Here is a 16,303-nt window from a genome sequence, read left to right as displayed (position 1 = left end):
CACGAAAGCAATTATGAAAAAGAATATAAATAAACCGGTGACGGACCGGAAAATTAGCGTTAACGAAACAGCTAAGGACCCTCACCTTGGGGGCAGCACTAATAAAAAAGATGCCGAACAATCTCATGATGAACATGGTATCTTTGGAAAGAATACTGAACTGATTTTCAGTCTCATTTGTGGTGCTTTTCTCGCCACTGGCTTTGGTTTGTCTTTTATTGCAGGTTTGCCAGCCTGGATAAGTCTGACCTGCTATTGCATTGCTTATTTTTTTGGAGGATTTTATACCACCAAAGAAGCCTTTGAAAGTATCATCAAAGGTCATTTTGAAATTGACTTCTTGATGCTGGTAGCGGCTGTTGGTGCGGCCACCCTGGGCCAATGGGCAGAAGGCGCATTATTGCTCTTTTTGTTCAGCCTGGGACATGCTTTAGAACATTACGCAATGAATAAAGCCAGGAAATCCATTGCAGCACTGGCAGAACTGGCTCCTAAAACAGCCATTCTGAAAAAGGATGGTGGTGAGCAGGAAGTGCCTATTGAAGAACTGAAATTAAACGATATAATCATCGTAAAACCTAATAGCAAAATTTCTGCAGACGGTGCCGTTATCAAAGGTGAGAGCAGTGTAAACCAGGCTCCGATCACAGGGGAAAGTGTTCCGGTAGACAAATCGCCGGTGGACGATCCGGGTAAGGATTATAGTGATGACAGCAGCTTAAAACCAGCGCATAAAGTGTTTGCGGGAACTATTAACGGAAGCCAGGTGCTGGAAGTGAAGGTTACCAAATTGGCTGTAGATTCTACGCTATCCAGGTTGGTTAAGCTGGTGAACGATACAGAAGCGCAAAAATCACCAACGCAATTATTTACAAATAATCTTCAAAAATATTACGTTCCTGCTGTATTGGCGCTGGTTGTGATCTTGTTGTTTGCTTTTGTGGTGGTAGATGAGCCCTTTAGTCAGAGTTTTTATCGGGCAATGGCGGTATTGGTTGCTGCAAGTCCGTGTGCGCTGGCCATCTCTACACCCAGTGCCGTTTTAAGCGGAATTGCCAGAGCAGCTAAAGGCGGCGTATTAATAAAAGGTGGCGGCCCCTTAGAGGAATTGGGTGGACTAACTGCAATTGCGTTTGATAAGACGGGTACGCTAACTGAAGGTAAACCTAAATTGACCCATGTAGTGGGCCTTAATAATGTTTCGGAAGATGAAGTTTTAGAGCTGGCTGTAGCCGTTGAAAAGTTAAGCGACCATCCACTGGCTTCCGCTATTGTAAAAGGCGGGATAGATAAATTAAAAAAAGATATTCCTTCAGCTCAAAATTTGGAAGCAGTTACCGGGCATGGCGTTAAAGCGGAAGTGAACGGTGCTAAAATCATCATTGGAAATCAGAAATTGTTTAAAAGCATTTCCCAGCCTATTATCGAGCAGGTCAACAAGCTGGAAAAAGAAGGCAATACAACGATGATTGTCCAGCGGGACGATCAGGTGATCGGTCTGATTGCCTTAATGGATGTTCCGAGGAAAGAAGCAGCCGACACGTTAAAAGAACTACAGTTATTGGGCGTTAAGCGGATGATTATGCTGACGGGAGATAATCAGGAAGTAGCAGAAGCTGTAGCTAAGCAAATTGGGATAACCGATGCCTGGGGCGGCTTACTGCCTGATCAGAAGGTAAAATCTATCGAAGATCTCACCGTTAATAAAGGCGAGGTCGCGATGGTGGGCGATGGCGTAAATGATGCTCCCGCTATGGCTAAAAGTACAGTAGGTATTGCTATGGGTGCTGCCGGATCTGATGTTGCATTAGAAACAGCCGATATTGCACTAATGGCCGATAAATTAAATAACTTGCCTTTTGCCATTGGCTTAAGCAGAAAATCACGGAAGATTATCAAGCAAAATCTGTGGATTAGCCTGGGCATGGTTGCTATCCTTATTCCGCTTACAGTCTTGGGAATAACAGGAATTGGCCCTGCTGTAATTGGGCATGAAGGTTCTACTTTAATAGTGGTCTTTAACGGGCTGCGGTTGTTGGCATACAAACAAAAGCAAACGGGTATGAATTGACTTTTTTTTCATATCATACCAAAAACGGAAACGAATTTCAAAGAATTATTGTATAACTTATTCAAAACTATGGCGTTTTTCAAAATTTAATAGCTATTTTAGCACCTAATTTGGCAGATTCTGTGTTTATAATCGAATGAAAATAATCAGGCATATCGCATTTCTTTTATCACTCACGGTGATGATGGGGCATGATATTGTCCCTCACATTCATGTGGATGATGACCATACGCCTGCGCAGTCTGCTTCATTACCGTCTCCCACAAATAATGCGTTAGGCAATATAGAGAACGCCTTTTCTTATTTTCAGCACAGTTCAGCTGAGAGAAATTTAGTTTATTTAGGCGCTACTGAGAATAAGGCTGGTTTTGAATTCAAGATACTGAGTGATTTCACTTTTTTTACAAGCACTATTGATTACCCGCTTGTTTGGTACGCCAACTATAAAAAACAGCGTTTTTGGGACAATGCTAATATACCACCGGGTTATAAGCCAAGCTCCTCCTTTCTTCGGGGTCCCCCTTCCTGTTAATTCTTCTTACAACTTTTAATGCCTGTTTAGGTGTCAAATTTTTATTTGACATCTTTAATTGATCTATGCGCTTTTCAGGCGTACAAAGTTGTCTCTGATCAATATTTCTTAAGGTAACTGTATATCATTATTAGTTGTGTGGCTAAATAATGATATGTACACGGCTCCTGAAATCTGCTGTCAATACCTTTTATAGCTTTTAATTCTATAACTACTAATGTTAGATAAAATCATTCAATTTTCGATAAAGAATAAACTTCTTATCGGACTATTTACCCTCGCCTTAATCGGTTGGGGTACGTACTCTTTAACGAAACTCCCCATAGATGCAGTTCCTGACATTACCGACAATCAGGTAATGATCATCACGGTATCGCCGACTCTGGCGGCGCAGGAAGTGGAGCAATTGGTAACCTTTCCTGTAGAGCAGACGATGGTGAGTATTCCAGGGATTAAGGACATGCGCTCCTTTTCCCGTTTCGGGCTTTCTATAGTTACCGTTGTTTTTGAAGAAAATGTGGACTTATATTGGGGCAGGCAGCAGGTCCAGGAGCGGCTTACGCTTGCAGCAAAAGACATTCCTGAAGGCATCGGGAAACCGGAAATGGCCCCGGTTACGACAGGCCTCGGCGAAATTTACCAATATGTGGTACATCCTGAAAAGGGATATGAAAATAAGTATGATGCTACTGAGTTGCGAACCATACAAGACTGGATCATTAAACGCCAGTTATTGGGCACCCCGGGGGTCGCGGAAGTAAGCGGATTCGGAGGATTTGTAAAGCAGTATGAAATTGCCATTGACCCCGATAAGCTCAGAAGCATGGGGGTTACCATCACCGATATTTTTACTGCACTCCAAAAAAACAATCAGAATACAGGCGGCGCATATATTGATAAGAATCCTAACGCTTATTTTATCCGCAGCGAAGGGTTGATTAAGAACCTGGACGAGCTTAACAAAATTGTAATCAAAGCGAATGATAACGGAACGCCGGTACTTATCCGTGATGTAGCAAAAGTTCAGTTTGGGCATGGAGTACGTTATGGTGCGGCCACGCGTAACGGAGAAGGTGAAGTAGTTACCGGCATTGTGATGATGTTAAAAGGAGCCAATTCTTCGGAAGTTATCACCAACGTAAAAGAAAAGATTGAGCAAATTAAAAAGACATTACCGGAAGGCGTTACGATAGAGCCTTACCTGGACAGGAAAAAGTTGGTAGACAGTGCCATTGCCACCGTAACTAAAAACTTAGCAGAAGGTGCCTTAATTGTCATCTTCGTACTCATTTTATTCCTTGGGAATTTACGCGGCGGTCTGGTGGTGGCTTCCGTGATCCCGCTTTCGATGCTATTCGCCGTGGCCATGATGAACCTCTTCGGCGTATCAGGTAACCTGATGAGCTTGGGTGCTATTGATTTTGGGTTAATAGTAGATGGAGCGGTCATTATTGTGGAAGCGGTCATGCACCGCATTACCCAAAGTAAAAATCATTATCAGGGCGTAGCAAAATTATCTTCTTCTCAAATGGACGCGGAAGTCCGTGAGTCAGCGGGAAAGATGATGAGTTCTGCGGCTTTCGGCCAAATTATCATTTTGATCGTTTACCTGCCTCTTTGGGCACTGGTGGGTGTAGAAGGTAAAATGTTCAAACCAATGGCTCAAACCGTGTCCTTTGCCATTTTAGGCGCCTTCTTATTGTCACTTACCTATGTGCCGATGATGTCTGCGCTGGGTCTAAGCCGTAAAACAACGCATAAACCTAATTTTTCAGACCGGATGATGAACTTTTTCCAGCGTGTTTACCGGCCGGTTATCGAAACCGCTATTCATAAAAAGTTATTGGTGGTAACAATCGCCATCGTTCTTTTTGTCATTACGTTAATTACCTTTTCCCGCATGGGTGGCGAATTTATCCCTCAACTTGATGAAGGTGATTTTGCAGTGGAAACCAGGGTGCCGGTAGGAAGCTCCATTCAACAAATGATAGATGTTTCGCAAAAAGCACAGACCATTATTCTGAAAAATTACCCGGAAGTTCTCCAGGTCGTAAATAAAATAGGTTCCGGTGAAATTCCAACTGACCCGATGCCGATAGAAGCCGGAGACATGATGGTTATTCTAAAGCCTAAAAAAGAGTGGACAAGTGCAGAAACAAGGGAGGAACTGATACAAAAAATGCAGCAGTCGCTTTCTGTTATTCCAAACGCCACATTCAGCTTTCAGCAGCCTATCCAGATGCGCTTTAACGAACTGCTTACAGGTGCAAAACAGGACGTGGTTATCAAAATCTACGGAGAAGACCTCAATATATTATCAGACCTGGCAAGTGATGTTGGACGAAAGATAAAATCTGTTGACGGTGTGGAGGATTTATACGTCGAACAGGTAACCGGTTTGCCGCAAATCCAGATTCAATTCAACCGTGATAAAATTGCCCAATATGCTATGAATGTAGAAGATATTAATAACGCCATTGAAACTGCCTTTGCAGGTCAATCTGCTGGTTTAGTATATGAAGGCGAACGGCGATTTGACTTGGTTGTGAGGCTGGACAGTGCTTACCGCACCGATATTACCGACGTAAGCAATCTGTATGTCAGCACTCCTTCAGGTCAGCAGATCCCGCTTAGCGAAGTGGCCTCGATCTCTTATAAACCCGGTCCTGTTCAAATTCAAAGGGATAATGCTAAAAGGAGGATTACAATAGGGTTTAACGTGAGGAACCGCGATGTTCAAAGCATTGTAAGTGACATACAGGAAATTATCGGGTCTAAAGTCGAATTACCAGCCGGTTACTATGTTACTTACGGCGGGCAGTTCCAAAATTTAAAAGAAGCTACGCAGCGATTGGCAATAGCTGTACCCGTTGCCTTGTTGCTTATATTGCTGCTACTCTACTTTACATTCGGATCGGTTAAACAAAGTCTACTGATTTTTACTGCTATCCCATTATCTGCCATCGGAGGTGTTTTTGCCTTACTGGTAAGAGGGATGCCTTTCAGTATTTCAGCCGGTGTGGGCTTTATCGCATTGTTTGGTGTAGCAGTATTAAATGGCATTGTACTGATAGCGGAGTTTAACCGGCTTGCCAAAGAAGGCGTTGATGATATCTATCAACGGGTGTTAAAAGGAACTCGTGTACGACTAAGGCCGGTATTAATGACGGCTACGGTAGCCTCATTAGGCTTTCTGCCGATGGCCATTTCCACTACTTCCGGAGCCGAGGTACAACGGCCCTTAGCTACGGTCGTTATTGGCGGACTGATTTCCGCTACGCTCCTAACACTTATCGTATTGCCTGTTCTGTATATCTATTTTACAACAGGTAAGGTTAAACTGAAGAAAAAGGTTACCACCATTACTTCTTTACTGGTATTTGCGAGCCTTTTGATACCATCTATGCAAGTCCGGGCACAGGATGTTAGTCTGCCACAGGATCGTAAGCTCACCCTACAGGAAGCAATTGATGAAGCATTAAGGAATAACAATAGTATTAAGATCGCTCAATACCAGGTTGATTTGCAGCAATCTTTAAAACGTGGCGCTATTACTATTCCGAAAACTGATCTGTCTTATACCCAGGGGGTAGTAAGTAATCCTACGATCCAAGATAATCTGCTAAATGTTACGCAACGGTTAGATTTTCCTACGCTTTACAGCAGCCAGTCAAAACTTGCAAGCCAGAAAATCGAAAGCAGCAAGCGGTATAAAGTCATTAAGGAAAATGACTTGGTAGCAGATGTAAAAGCTGCCTATCTGCAATACCTCTATGTTACTGAAAAAAGGAGGTTGCTACTTCATCAGGATAGCATATATAGCAATTTGGATAGATCAAGCAAATTGCGCTATCAAACGGGCGAATCTACCAAGCTGGAGAGTGTAACATCCTCCGCTCAATCTATGCAGATAAAAAACAAGATCGAACAGAATGATGCGGATCTGGAAATTGCAAAAAAGCAATTACAAACATTACTAAACACTTCGGATAATATTCGTGTAGCCGATTCGGAATTAACTCCCAAAAGTTTGACACTGCCCGATGACAGCAGTGCAGTTGCCAACAATCCCCTGATTAAATACCTGCAACAAGAACTAAAGATTAACGAGCAGCAAACAAAAGTTGAACGAAACCGGATGTTACCTGATATTATCCTCGGCTACAGCAGTCAAACGTACAAAGGCACTCAAAATATCAATGGAGTCAACCGGACATTTACTGGTAGCGACCGTTTCTCCTTCTACCAGCTTGGGGTAGCCATTCCCGTTTTCCCTGGCGGCTATCGCTCCAGAATAAATGCAGCTAAGATTAATGAGAACATTGCGGAAACACAGATTGCGCTGACCAAAACAACCCTTCAGGGCGAATTGCAAAAGCTGGTTCAGCAATATTATAAGCTTCAAAATACAATAACTTATTATCAGAAGCAGGCATTGCCGCAAGCAGAGTTGATTATCGACAATTCTGAGAAAGGTTTTAAAAGCGGCGATCTATCCTACATACAGCACTTTCAAAATCTCACGCTTGCGATAAGTATTCAATCAGATTACCTGGATAATCTTTACCAGTACAACCAATCAGTAATTGCAATCGAGAGTTTGTTAGGCATTAAATAATCACGATACAAAAAATAAATAGTAATGAATTTAGCATTTTATAAATCCGCCCCGGTCATACTAACAGCAGTTCTCCTTCTGGCCGCTTGCGGGAATAAACAAACACAAGAAAAAAGCGCAACTGCGGTGGAAAGCGCTGCTTCAACAGATACGACCACCACCACATCAAAGCAGATTACATTTACTACAGATCAATACAGGTTGGCCGGCATTGAAACCGGGAAGGTTGAAATGCGGAACCTGAGTAGTATCATCAAGCTCAATGGAGTTATTGATGTAGAACCTAAGAGTACCGCCATCGTATCAGCACCATTGGGAGGTTATATCCGGACTGCCGGGTTACTGCCGGGGCAGGCCGTTAAAAAAGGACAGGTTCTGGCTACCATCGAAAACCCTGAGTTCATTACCATGCAGCAGGAATATTTGGAGAGCAAGGGCCGCTTACAATTCCTGGAACAGGAATACAACCGACAGCAGAAATTGAGAGAAGAAGATGTAAATGCCGCCAAAACTTTTCAGCAGGTAGCGTCAGACTATAAAGTTATACAAGCCCGCATTAGTGGCCTTGAGCAGCAACTCGCATTAGCCGGTATAAGTAAATCAGCATTGCAGGCTGGAAAAATAACCCGAACAGCGAATTTGTATGCGCCCATTAGCGGATATATTAAGAATAGCAATGTAACTATTGGTAAGTACGCGACACCAACTGACGCACTTTTTGAAATCATTAATAAAAATGATATTCACCTTGCCTTGAATGCCTATGAAAAAGATTTGCCAAAGCTTCAGATAGGTCAGACCGTTAAATTTTCGCTGGCTAATGAAAACAACTATGACCGAACTGCAAAGGTGTTCCTGATCGGGCAAACGACCGGAGATGACCGGGTTGTGCCTGTTCACTGTCACTTAACGAATGGCGCTAATTCCGGCCTTCTTCCCGGAATGTACATAAAAGCCTGGATTGAAACAGGGGCTGAGAAACAGTATGCCATTCCTTCCGAAGCATTAGTCCAATTAGAAGGCAAAGACTATTTGGTCTTCCAAACAGAGAAGTCTTCAGACAGATATATATTTCAACTGGAGCAGGTAAAAAGAGGTGCCGAACAAGAAGGATATACTGCTGTAACCTTCCCTGAAGGTATGGACATTCAGAAAGTTGACGTGGTAGTAAAAAATGCTTATGCCATTTTATCTGCCTTAAAGAATATGGAAGAATCGGAATAGATAAACCAAGGCTGATCGGAAACGGTCAGCCTTGTTGATTTAGGTTTATGCTATGATTAATTAATGCATCATGAAATGGAACTAAAAAAATTATTACACGAATTGTCAGAGCCGTTTCATGCCCTGCGCAATAAATTATTCGCCAGACTTTATTTGGCACAGACCATTAGTCTGTTGGGAGATGCTTTTACATGGGTGGGCCTTGCTTTAATTTCCTACCAGTTTGGCAAAGATCGGTCAGCCGTAATCTTAGCATCCGCACTTACCCTTCGCGTAGTGGCTTTCATTATATTCTCACCTTTTGCCGGAGTGTTGGCAGACCGTATAGACCGGAAGAAAATATTGTATATCACGCATTTTTTGCGAATGGGAATTGTTGCCTGTCTTCCTTTTGTTACCGCAGAATGGCAGATTTATGTGCTGGTATTTTTGCTGAATGTTTTCAACGCCTTTTTTACGCCCACCTACCGAACCGTAATTCCAGCAATAGTAGAAAAAGGCCTTTACAGGCAGGCCATAGGTTTGTCTACTGCCACCTACCAGTTATTGGGTGTTTTGGGGCCTGGCTTAGCCGGAATATTAGCCATATGGCTGGGAGCGAGAGAGATTTTCTTTGTGGATGCGGTGTCATTTATTCTGGCAGGTATCCTAATCCTTACGCTTCCGGGCCACTTGATTAAAAATTCCAGAGAAACATCATCCGATACTAAACCACTTTCTACCTGGCAGGATGTTGCTAAAGGCGCAAGACTGCTATTCTCAAATAAACTCATCCGCTTTGCCTTGTCTATCGAATTTGTATCGGCAATTGCAGGAGCGCAAATATTGGTGAATACCGTAGGGCATGTAAAAAGCGGGTTGCAATTAACGGACAGGCATTATGGTATGGTTATGTCAGCGTTTGGAATTGGGGCAGCCATAGCTGCATTCGTTTCAGGAGCTATCGACAAATCGAAATCAAGAAAGGTATCACTTGTAGTCGGTGCCTTTATTCTTGCCCTGGCTATAAGCGCTGCCAATTACCTGAATTTTTCATTCCTTTTAGGACTGTGGGTGTTTGCAGGCTTAGGACAAAGCCTTGCCGAAATACCATCCGAAACACTTATCGGAGAGAATATAGCAGATCAAGAGCAGGGAAAGGTATATGGTTCACATTTCGCGTTCTCGCACTTATGGTGGGCTATTGCCTATCCAATTGCAGGATACTTCGGAAGTAAATTTCCCAATGATAATTTTCTTTATGGCGGGATGATGGCAATGGCTCTACTTATTATAGCCTATGTGTTTTTCAAACCTAAACAATCCATCAACACTTCTTGAATAATAAACGGGGTCTAAGCAGATATACCTCATTGCAAAAAAAGGAGCAATCTAATGAAGTGAAAAATCACAATTATGAAGGTCAAGAAAAAGGCAGTATTAGTACCTAAAAAAATATCAATGAGGCGTGTGATTATCATTGCTCTCTTGGTCATAGGCTTCATTGCACTTCTGTTAGCGACCTATTTCCTCTCTGGAATATCAGTAAATACCATACATAAATAATCATTTAAACAAAAATTTTATGAAAAAGGCACAATACACCGACAAGGATCTGATAGTTGACATTCTTACCAAATCGTTTGAATCAAATCAGAGTGTGAACTACATCGTAAAACAAGATGCAAAAAGGATTGAAAGAATTAAAGCCCTAATGGATTATTCCTTTGAAGTCTGCTATTTATTTGGGGATGTGTTCTTATCCGATGATAGTAAAGCATGTGCGCTCATTGTTTATCCAGACAAAAAGAAGTCCACCTTAAAATCGACATTGCTGGATATAAAACTTATCCTTCAAGCTGTTGGCTTAGGCAATATAAGTAAGACTTTAAAAAGAGAAAAGTTGATAGGCAGCATACAGCCTAAGATACCGATGCTTTACTTATGGTTTATCGGCGTTGATCCCGATTCGCAAGGCCGGGGAATCGGCAGTAAGCTACTTCAAGAAGTTGTTGACTTCAGCAATAGCAATACTCGCCCTATCTATCTGGAAACCTCAACTGTCAAGAATTTACCTTGGTATGAAAAATTTGGATTTGAAGTATACAATGAACAGGATTTGACATACCATCTGTACTTCTTCAAGAGAGATGTAAAATAGAAAGACAATGCTGGTATTTGGAACACAAATGCACATTGTCACATTTCTTTTTGTGAGCATAGAAATAGTTATCTTTTTCTATCTGGCAATATTTCGTTTAGCCCGGCCAGATGATAAGACCACTACGCTTAACCTGATCCTTATTTTTCTCCTTATAACCTATAATATTACGGGAGGTCTGCTTCCCGATCCCAAACTGCCGGGATCATTTTTTGTACAGGAAGTGATTGCATATGCCACTGGTTTCATTACGCCCTGCTACTTTCCGTATTATGTATATAAAGCCTTCGGCTTGACAAAGCTGAAATTTCACGTTTATAAGGGCGTTTATCTGTTCCTGATTTTGCCTTATTGCATTTTTGTGTTCGTATTTTGGTTTACCGGAGATTTGAAGGATGCACAAAATCTGCTTATCATTCCCGTCCTGTATGCCATATGGGTAATTATCTCTTTAGGAAAGGCTATCCGCTACAAGTACAATCATGATTTTTCAAGCATAGAGGCCCGGCAGGAAATGGTCGTATTGCTGTTTAGCCTGACACCATGGATAGGCTTGCCAATAATCACTTACTTTGATTTAGGTCAGGCAGTTGAGGCATCAATCACGAATATAGGCTTCCTGTTATTGTTTGGATTACAGGTGACAAGACATATACAGATGGTAAGAACTGAGCATGAAAAACTGATAGAATCAGAGCAGCGGCTGAGAAGTTGGAATGCTGATCTTAAGGACGAAGTTGATAAACGCACTAAGGATCTGGAAAAAATCAATGAACAGAAAACGAATAATTTTGTCAACCTTGTTCATGAGACTAAAACACCTCTGACGTTGATAAAAAATTATCTGGATGAATATATCAGTAAATATGGTACTGGAGAAGAATTGGATGTTATAAAGGGTGGCGTAGATAAGCTGACTGCTGACGTAATCAACTTGTTCGACATAGAGCGATTTACGAAAGGACTTGATGCCTATAAGAATAATCAGGTTTCTGATTTCAGCGGCATCCTTCAGGACAGCCTTCCTTTGTTCAAGCACTATTGTGGAAAACATAAGATCGAATGTTCAACATGTATAGATGAGAATATTTTTGTCAAAGCCGATCCCAATGCAATTTACCGTATAGTAAATAATATTGTAGAGAACGCCATTAAATTTACAGATCCGGACGGAGAAGTGGTTATCTCATTAACTGGTTGCGATGATGAGATAGTCTTTTCTGTAGTGGACACAGGCATTGGTATTGCGGAAGATTTGCAAAAGAATATTTTTGAGCCCTATTATCAGATCGGACATAAAAATACCAGTCTGCAAGGCATGGGTCTTGGCTTACCAATAGTAAAGAAAGTAGTTGAAGGTATTGGTGGCACCGTATTAATTGAAAGTAATCCGACTAAAATGCGTGGCACAAAGGTTATCATTACACTACCCAGGTATAAGCCCACAGAAATGGACAAACCTGTGAAAGAAGCAAATACCTTAAATAAACTCAATTATAGCTTCAATTATAATGAAGTAACTGATAGTGATTATGATACGAAAAAAAGAACAATATTGCTGGTAGAGGATAACGTTGCGATGACTAATTTTCTTTCAAACAAACTTCGGATTAGCTACAATGTATTTGTTGCTTATAACGGCTCCGAAGCATTAAAAAAACTATTTGGAATGCCTGTGATGCCAGATCTGATACTATCTGATGTCATGATGGACAAAATGGACGGCTATGCTTTCGCAAAAGCTCTATTAGAACAAGATAAATATAGTCACATACCCATTATATTTTTAACTGCTAAATCCACTCCTACCGACCGCTTGAAGGGTTTGCGGCTTGGGGCAATTGACTTCATTTCTAAGCCGTTTTCATTTGAGGAATTAAGCCAGAAAATTGAAACCATACTTGATAATATTGTAAAGCAGCAAAAGGCGATACTCAACACATCCATTGCTGCCTTAAAAAAGGGCAAAGGCCAGGAAGCTGACAATATGGCCCAATCTTCCTATTCGCAGTTTGAGCAAAACAGTAAATTATTTCAACTCACATCCCGCGAAAAGGAAGTAGCCCGGCTGATTTTTAAAGGGAAAACTTACAGGGATATAGCTAAAGAGCTATTCATTTCCGAAAAGACCGTAACAAAACATATCCAGAACATCTTCGAGAAGGCAGAAGTTTCAAATAAAATAGAGCTTATAAATAAGCTAAGCAAATGAGGCTACAAATCGTTGATTTACTATTAATTGCGTACGAAAATAGTAGAAAAGCCGTATAGGTTTGCGCATCATACCGATCTACCTTTGTAATGATGAATAGTCATCAAAACTAAAGTAAAGGGTATGTGTGACGGTTATGTATTGGAATGGCTGGATACTTTGGTTACTGTAACATTAAATCCAGAAAAAAGCAAGGTAAATATTGCCGTACCCGGCGATATTGCAGAAATCACCGATCAGGTGATCTCGCAAAAGGATAAGGTTCAGACTGCCATTAAGTCCACCGTATTTAATCTGAATGACGAGGCAAAAATCAGATGCCTGATAAAGAAATATCATTCAAGCTTGATTACTTTATTAGATCAGGCATTGGAAGACCTGTCGCTCATGAAAGAAAGCCTTCCTGTACGGCAAGTGTTAGATACTATAATAGCATGTATTGATGAGTTACTCACATTAATTGAGCACCGATTTATAAGTTACCTTAGCGTAGAGGAAAGAGTGCCGGCTACTTATCTGGCCGTTCTTAAAAAAGAATTGGTTAAGCGGCTATCGGCGGTTGATAAGAGGTTGCTCGATTATGAGGCTTACCATCCGACTTTTCAAACATTAAAACAGGAATTGGAGAAGTTTCTAACTCAGCCTCCCGATAAACACACATATATCTTTCAGGAAATACTTTACATAAAAGACCTCGTTTTAGAATTAGAACGCCTTGAACCTGTAGATGAAGCTGCTGTTTATTCCAGACTTGATGAATTACTCATCAATATGAATTTTAATAGCAAACCTTACATTTACCGCCTGACACAAAGATTAGCTGCCAGCACTAACGATCTGGAGCAACCAGGTGAAAAAATGGATAGGCTGCTTTTTTACCTTAAACTGTTAAAACAATATCACAAAAAGCCGGGGATAATTTTTAATCGAAAAGATGCTGATCTGCATAAGCAAGTCTCCAATTGGTTTACACAGGAAGTATTTTATTTGGAAAAGCAGATACATTATTCAATAGTTCCGTTAAAAGGAGTTGAAACACCCAAAAAAGTTGTGCAAAAGGAAAAGACAAAGCTCTTATCTATACTTTCCGTTGATCAAATGGCATTGATATTAAGAGCAGCAGATGACCTCAAAGTTGTTATGGCACGCTCCCTGAACAGCGTTTTCAAAAATATTGTTCCATATCTATCTACTCCCTATCAGGAAAACATATCCTATGATAGCATGAGGAGCAAGTCCTATTCCGCAGAGATGAGAGATAAGGAGATCGTAATAGAAACGCTTCAGCAGATGATTAAAAGGATAAACGAATACTGATGTCTTATCGTTGCTTATCCACTTTCCAACCAGTATCAAAATGGGATAGGTCGGCACGTTCCGTTTTCTTTTCGGATAAATCGCGTTTCATCAGCTTCGCAAAAGGCGTGATGTTCTTATAGGCAACTGTATATTCAACTGTAGCACCTTTATTGTCTTCCTGCAATTGAATGCCTGTAACTTCTGCCAAATCCATATCTGCAACCTTTACTACCTGCACGTTATCGTACTTCTCATTTATGCGAACGAGGTAAGGCTTTGCTTTCTCTGTAAAATGGACGATAGGCTGCCCCGCATCTTTTAGCTTCTGCGTTTTATCTATAGTTACCAGTCCCTCCGCTTCCAGTCCTGCATCCAATAACTTTCTGGCGCTTGCCGGATCAGTCATGTTGATTTCATACTCGTACACTTTGGGGTAATTCTTCTCGGCACGGATTACCGAAGCCGCTTCTTCTTTTTCCAGTTTAAGCTGACTACAAGATGTCAGAAATAATATGGCAAGTCCGAATACACTTACTGTTTTCATACCAATGGCTTTTTAGCTATTCAACAATAACGGTCAATCAAATTTCCGACTACTAATTTAAAAAAAATAATCGGTTCTCAGCGATCTAAAATGGCTGATAATCATAGGGGTACAATGGGTACAACTTTCAGTACAAGAAATGTTGGACTTGAAACGCCTTGTTCGTCTTCGTTTTTTTGCTATCAGAAACAACAGAAGACAACGGCTTTCAAAGTCGGGAAGAAAAGTGTAAACGAAAAAAGCAAGCGTATGTTAAAAAACATTTCATGGTCAGACTACATTATTGCAGTTGCCATACTATTAGCCATCTACTACCTCTTTGTAGGTATGAAGTATTTCTCAGGTGAGATCAAGGATCTATTATCCGGGAAAAGAAAACTGAAGTTCAGAGCAGCCGTCTCTAACGATCATGCTGCATACAATCCGGACAATGAAGAAAGCCTTCAGGAAACCAGTGGTTTTGAGGAAACCACAGATGATGAATTTTCAGAAGTGGAGCATCTTATCGAACGCCTGAAAGCGGTAATAGCAGATGCCTCCCGTAGAAAACTCATTCCCCAGGAATTTAAGCAATTTCTCAGCATGGTGCTGAAAGAATACCCTTCTGTGAGATACTCACCCATTCGCTCATCTATTAATGAACTGATTGTATCTGAGTGTCAAAAATATGGTGCTGTTACACTTAATGAGGATGAAGTGGAACTGTTGTGGAAGGAAGCAGTGTGACAGTCCTGACGGAGTGTGCTTCCCTGTCCTCCCCGGTGCGTAAGGGCAAAGTGTGGTAGGAATAAGCGGGATGTGTGACGGCGAAGCCGCTCCTTTTTTAAGAATTGATTTTAAATTTTAATAAACGTGTGTTATGGAAATGTGCAGCAGGAAAACAAAAGCGGATAACCGAAAAAGGGTTATTATGATCTGTGCCGCTCTGGCACTATTAGCCATTCATTATGGAGCGTTCGCTCAGGATGGCATACAGGGCATCAACGAAGCCAACACTAAGGTGCGAAGCTATTTTGCAGCAGGTACAAACCTGATGTATGCAGTAGGCGCATTGCTTGGTTTAATTGGTGCGGTTAAGGTGTATCAGAAATGGAATGCAGGTGATCAGGACACCGGAAAGGTTGCAGCCGCCTGGTTTGGCAGTTGTATTTTTCTGGTAGTGGTAGCCACCGTTATTCAATCCTTCTTCGGAGTTTAAAAAATCAGGACGTATGCAAAGTATGCTAACGGAAAAGTTGTGGGCGTATATCGTCCACAACAACCCTGACCTTATGCTCAGCTTGCAGGAGGACTATTCAGTTACGCGCTATCTGGAAGAAAAGGTAGCCGCGGTTATGCCAATGGCAACCCAGTTTCTTAGCGAAGAAAAGCCGCAATACATTATTGAGGAATTGTGCCTGCAAGCTATGACGGAGGATTTGAAGCCGTCCCGCTACCAGTTTATCCGCTCAGTTATCGAGGAAGAATTTAATGATGACTACCTGCGGATGAAAGAAAACGGAACACTCACCTATGAAGTAGTCAACCTCATTGAAGCTTGCAAGAGCATCTTCAGTGATTTTGATTTTAACAGTGAAAATGAAGCAAACAGGCATTTGAGATATGCCATCATCGGACAGCTGCATGACTATCTCGCCTAAGCCAAAAGAAAAGTGAAGAAAGA

12 protein-coding genes are annotated in these 16,303 nt (G+C 41.4%); 11 read left to right on the top strand and 1 reads right to left on the bottom strand.

The window, feature by feature from the left end:
* Positions 1-13: 13 nt before the first annotated feature.
* The 8 genes from BCY91_RS10845 (at position 14) to BCY91_RS10810 (ending at position 14,114) form a co-directional block, all read left to right on the top strand.
* A complete protein-coding gene (locus tag BCY91_RS10845; protein ID WP_120181980.1) occupies positions 14-2,071 on the top strand; it encodes a heavy metal translocating P-type ATPase in 2,058 nt (685 codons plus the stop codon).
* Between the two features lie 136 nt (positions 2,072-2,207).
* Positions 2,208-2,603, top strand: coding sequence for a hypothetical protein (locus BCY91_RS10840; RefSeq protein WP_120181979.1), 396 nt, complete (start codon positions 2,208-2,210; stop codon positions 2,601-2,603).
* A 217-nt stretch (positions 2,604-2,820) separates the two neighbouring features.
* Complete coding sequence (locus tag BCY91_RS10835; RefSeq protein WP_120181978.1) at positions 2,821-7,221, top strand: CusA/CzcA family heavy metal efflux RND transporter; 4,401 nt, start codon at positions 2,821-2,823, stop codon at positions 7,219-7,221.
* A gap of 24 nt (positions 7,222-7,245) precedes the next feature.
* Complete coding sequence (locus tag BCY91_RS10830) at positions 7,246-8,445, top strand: efflux RND transporter periplasmic adaptor subunit (protein ID WP_120181977.1); 1,200 nt, start codon at positions 7,246-7,248, stop codon at positions 8,443-8,445.
* A 75-nt stretch (positions 8,446-8,520) separates the two neighbouring features.
* Positions 8,521-9,765, top strand: a complete 1,245-nt coding sequence (locus tag BCY91_RS10825; protein ID WP_120181976.1) for an MFS transporter — start codon at positions 8,521-8,523, stop codon at positions 9,763-9,765.
* 244 nt (positions 9,766-10,009) lie between these two features.
* Positions 10,010-10,585 carry a GNAT family N-acetyltransferase gene (locus BCY91_RS10820; RefSeq protein ID WP_120181975.1) on the top strand — a complete coding sequence of 192 codons (576 nt, stop codon included), beginning with the start codon at positions 10,010-10,012 and terminating at the stop codon, positions 10,583-10,585.
* 7 nt (positions 10,586-10,592) lie between these two features.
* Positions 10,593-12,797, top strand: coding sequence for an ATP-binding response regulator (locus BCY91_RS10815; RefSeq protein ID WP_120181974.1), 2,205 nt, complete (start codon positions 10,593-10,595; stop codon positions 12,795-12,797).
* Between the two features lie 123 nt (positions 12,798-12,920).
* On the top strand, positions 12,921-14,114 hold the full coding sequence (locus BCY91_RS10810; RefSeq protein ID WP_120181973.1) for a hypothetical protein: 1,194 nt from the start codon (positions 12,921-12,923) through the stop codon (positions 14,112-14,114).
* A 4-nt stretch (positions 14,115-14,118) separates the two neighbouring features.
* On the opposite strand, the gene BCY91_RS10805 is transcribed toward BCY91_RS10810, so the two are convergent.
* Positions 14,119-14,640: a hypothetical protein gene (locus BCY91_RS10805; RefSeq protein ID WP_120181972.1), complete on the bottom strand. Its 522-nt coding sequence runs from the start codon at positions 14,638-14,640 to the stop codon at positions 14,119-14,121.
* A 114-nt stretch (positions 14,641-14,754) separates the two neighbouring features.
* Between BCY91_RS10805 and BCY91_RS10800 the strand changes: the two genes are divergently transcribed.
* From BCY91_RS10800 to BCY91_RS10790, 3 genes are all read left to right on the top strand, one after another.
* On the top strand, positions 14,755-15,366 hold the full coding sequence (locus BCY91_RS10800) for a hypothetical protein (protein ID WP_147387937.1): 612 nt from the start codon (positions 14,755-14,757) through the stop codon (positions 15,364-15,366).
* A gap of 184 nt (positions 15,367-15,550) precedes the next feature.
* Positions 15,551-15,838 (top strand): DUF4134 domain-containing protein, encoded by a 288-nt coding sequence (locus BCY91_RS10795; RefSeq protein ID WP_245989110.1) that lies wholly within the window; start codon positions 15,551-15,553, stop codon positions 15,836-15,838.
* Between the two features lie 13 nt (positions 15,839-15,851).
* Positions 15,852-16,280 (top strand): DUF1896 family protein, encoded by a 429-nt coding sequence (locus BCY91_RS10790; RefSeq protein WP_120181969.1) that lies wholly within the window; start codon positions 15,852-15,854, stop codon positions 16,278-16,280.
* Positions 16,281-16,303: the final 23 nt, after the last annotated feature.

The sequence above is a fragment of the Pelobium manganitolerans genome (genome assembly GCF_003609575.1).
GTDB lineage: Bacteria > Bacteroidota > Bacteroidia > Sphingobacteriales > Sphingobacteriaceae > Pseudopedobacter > Pseudopedobacter manganitolerans.
The sequence above is the reverse complement of the archived record's forward strand: the minus strand, read 5'-3'. Positions and strand labels throughout refer to the sequence as shown.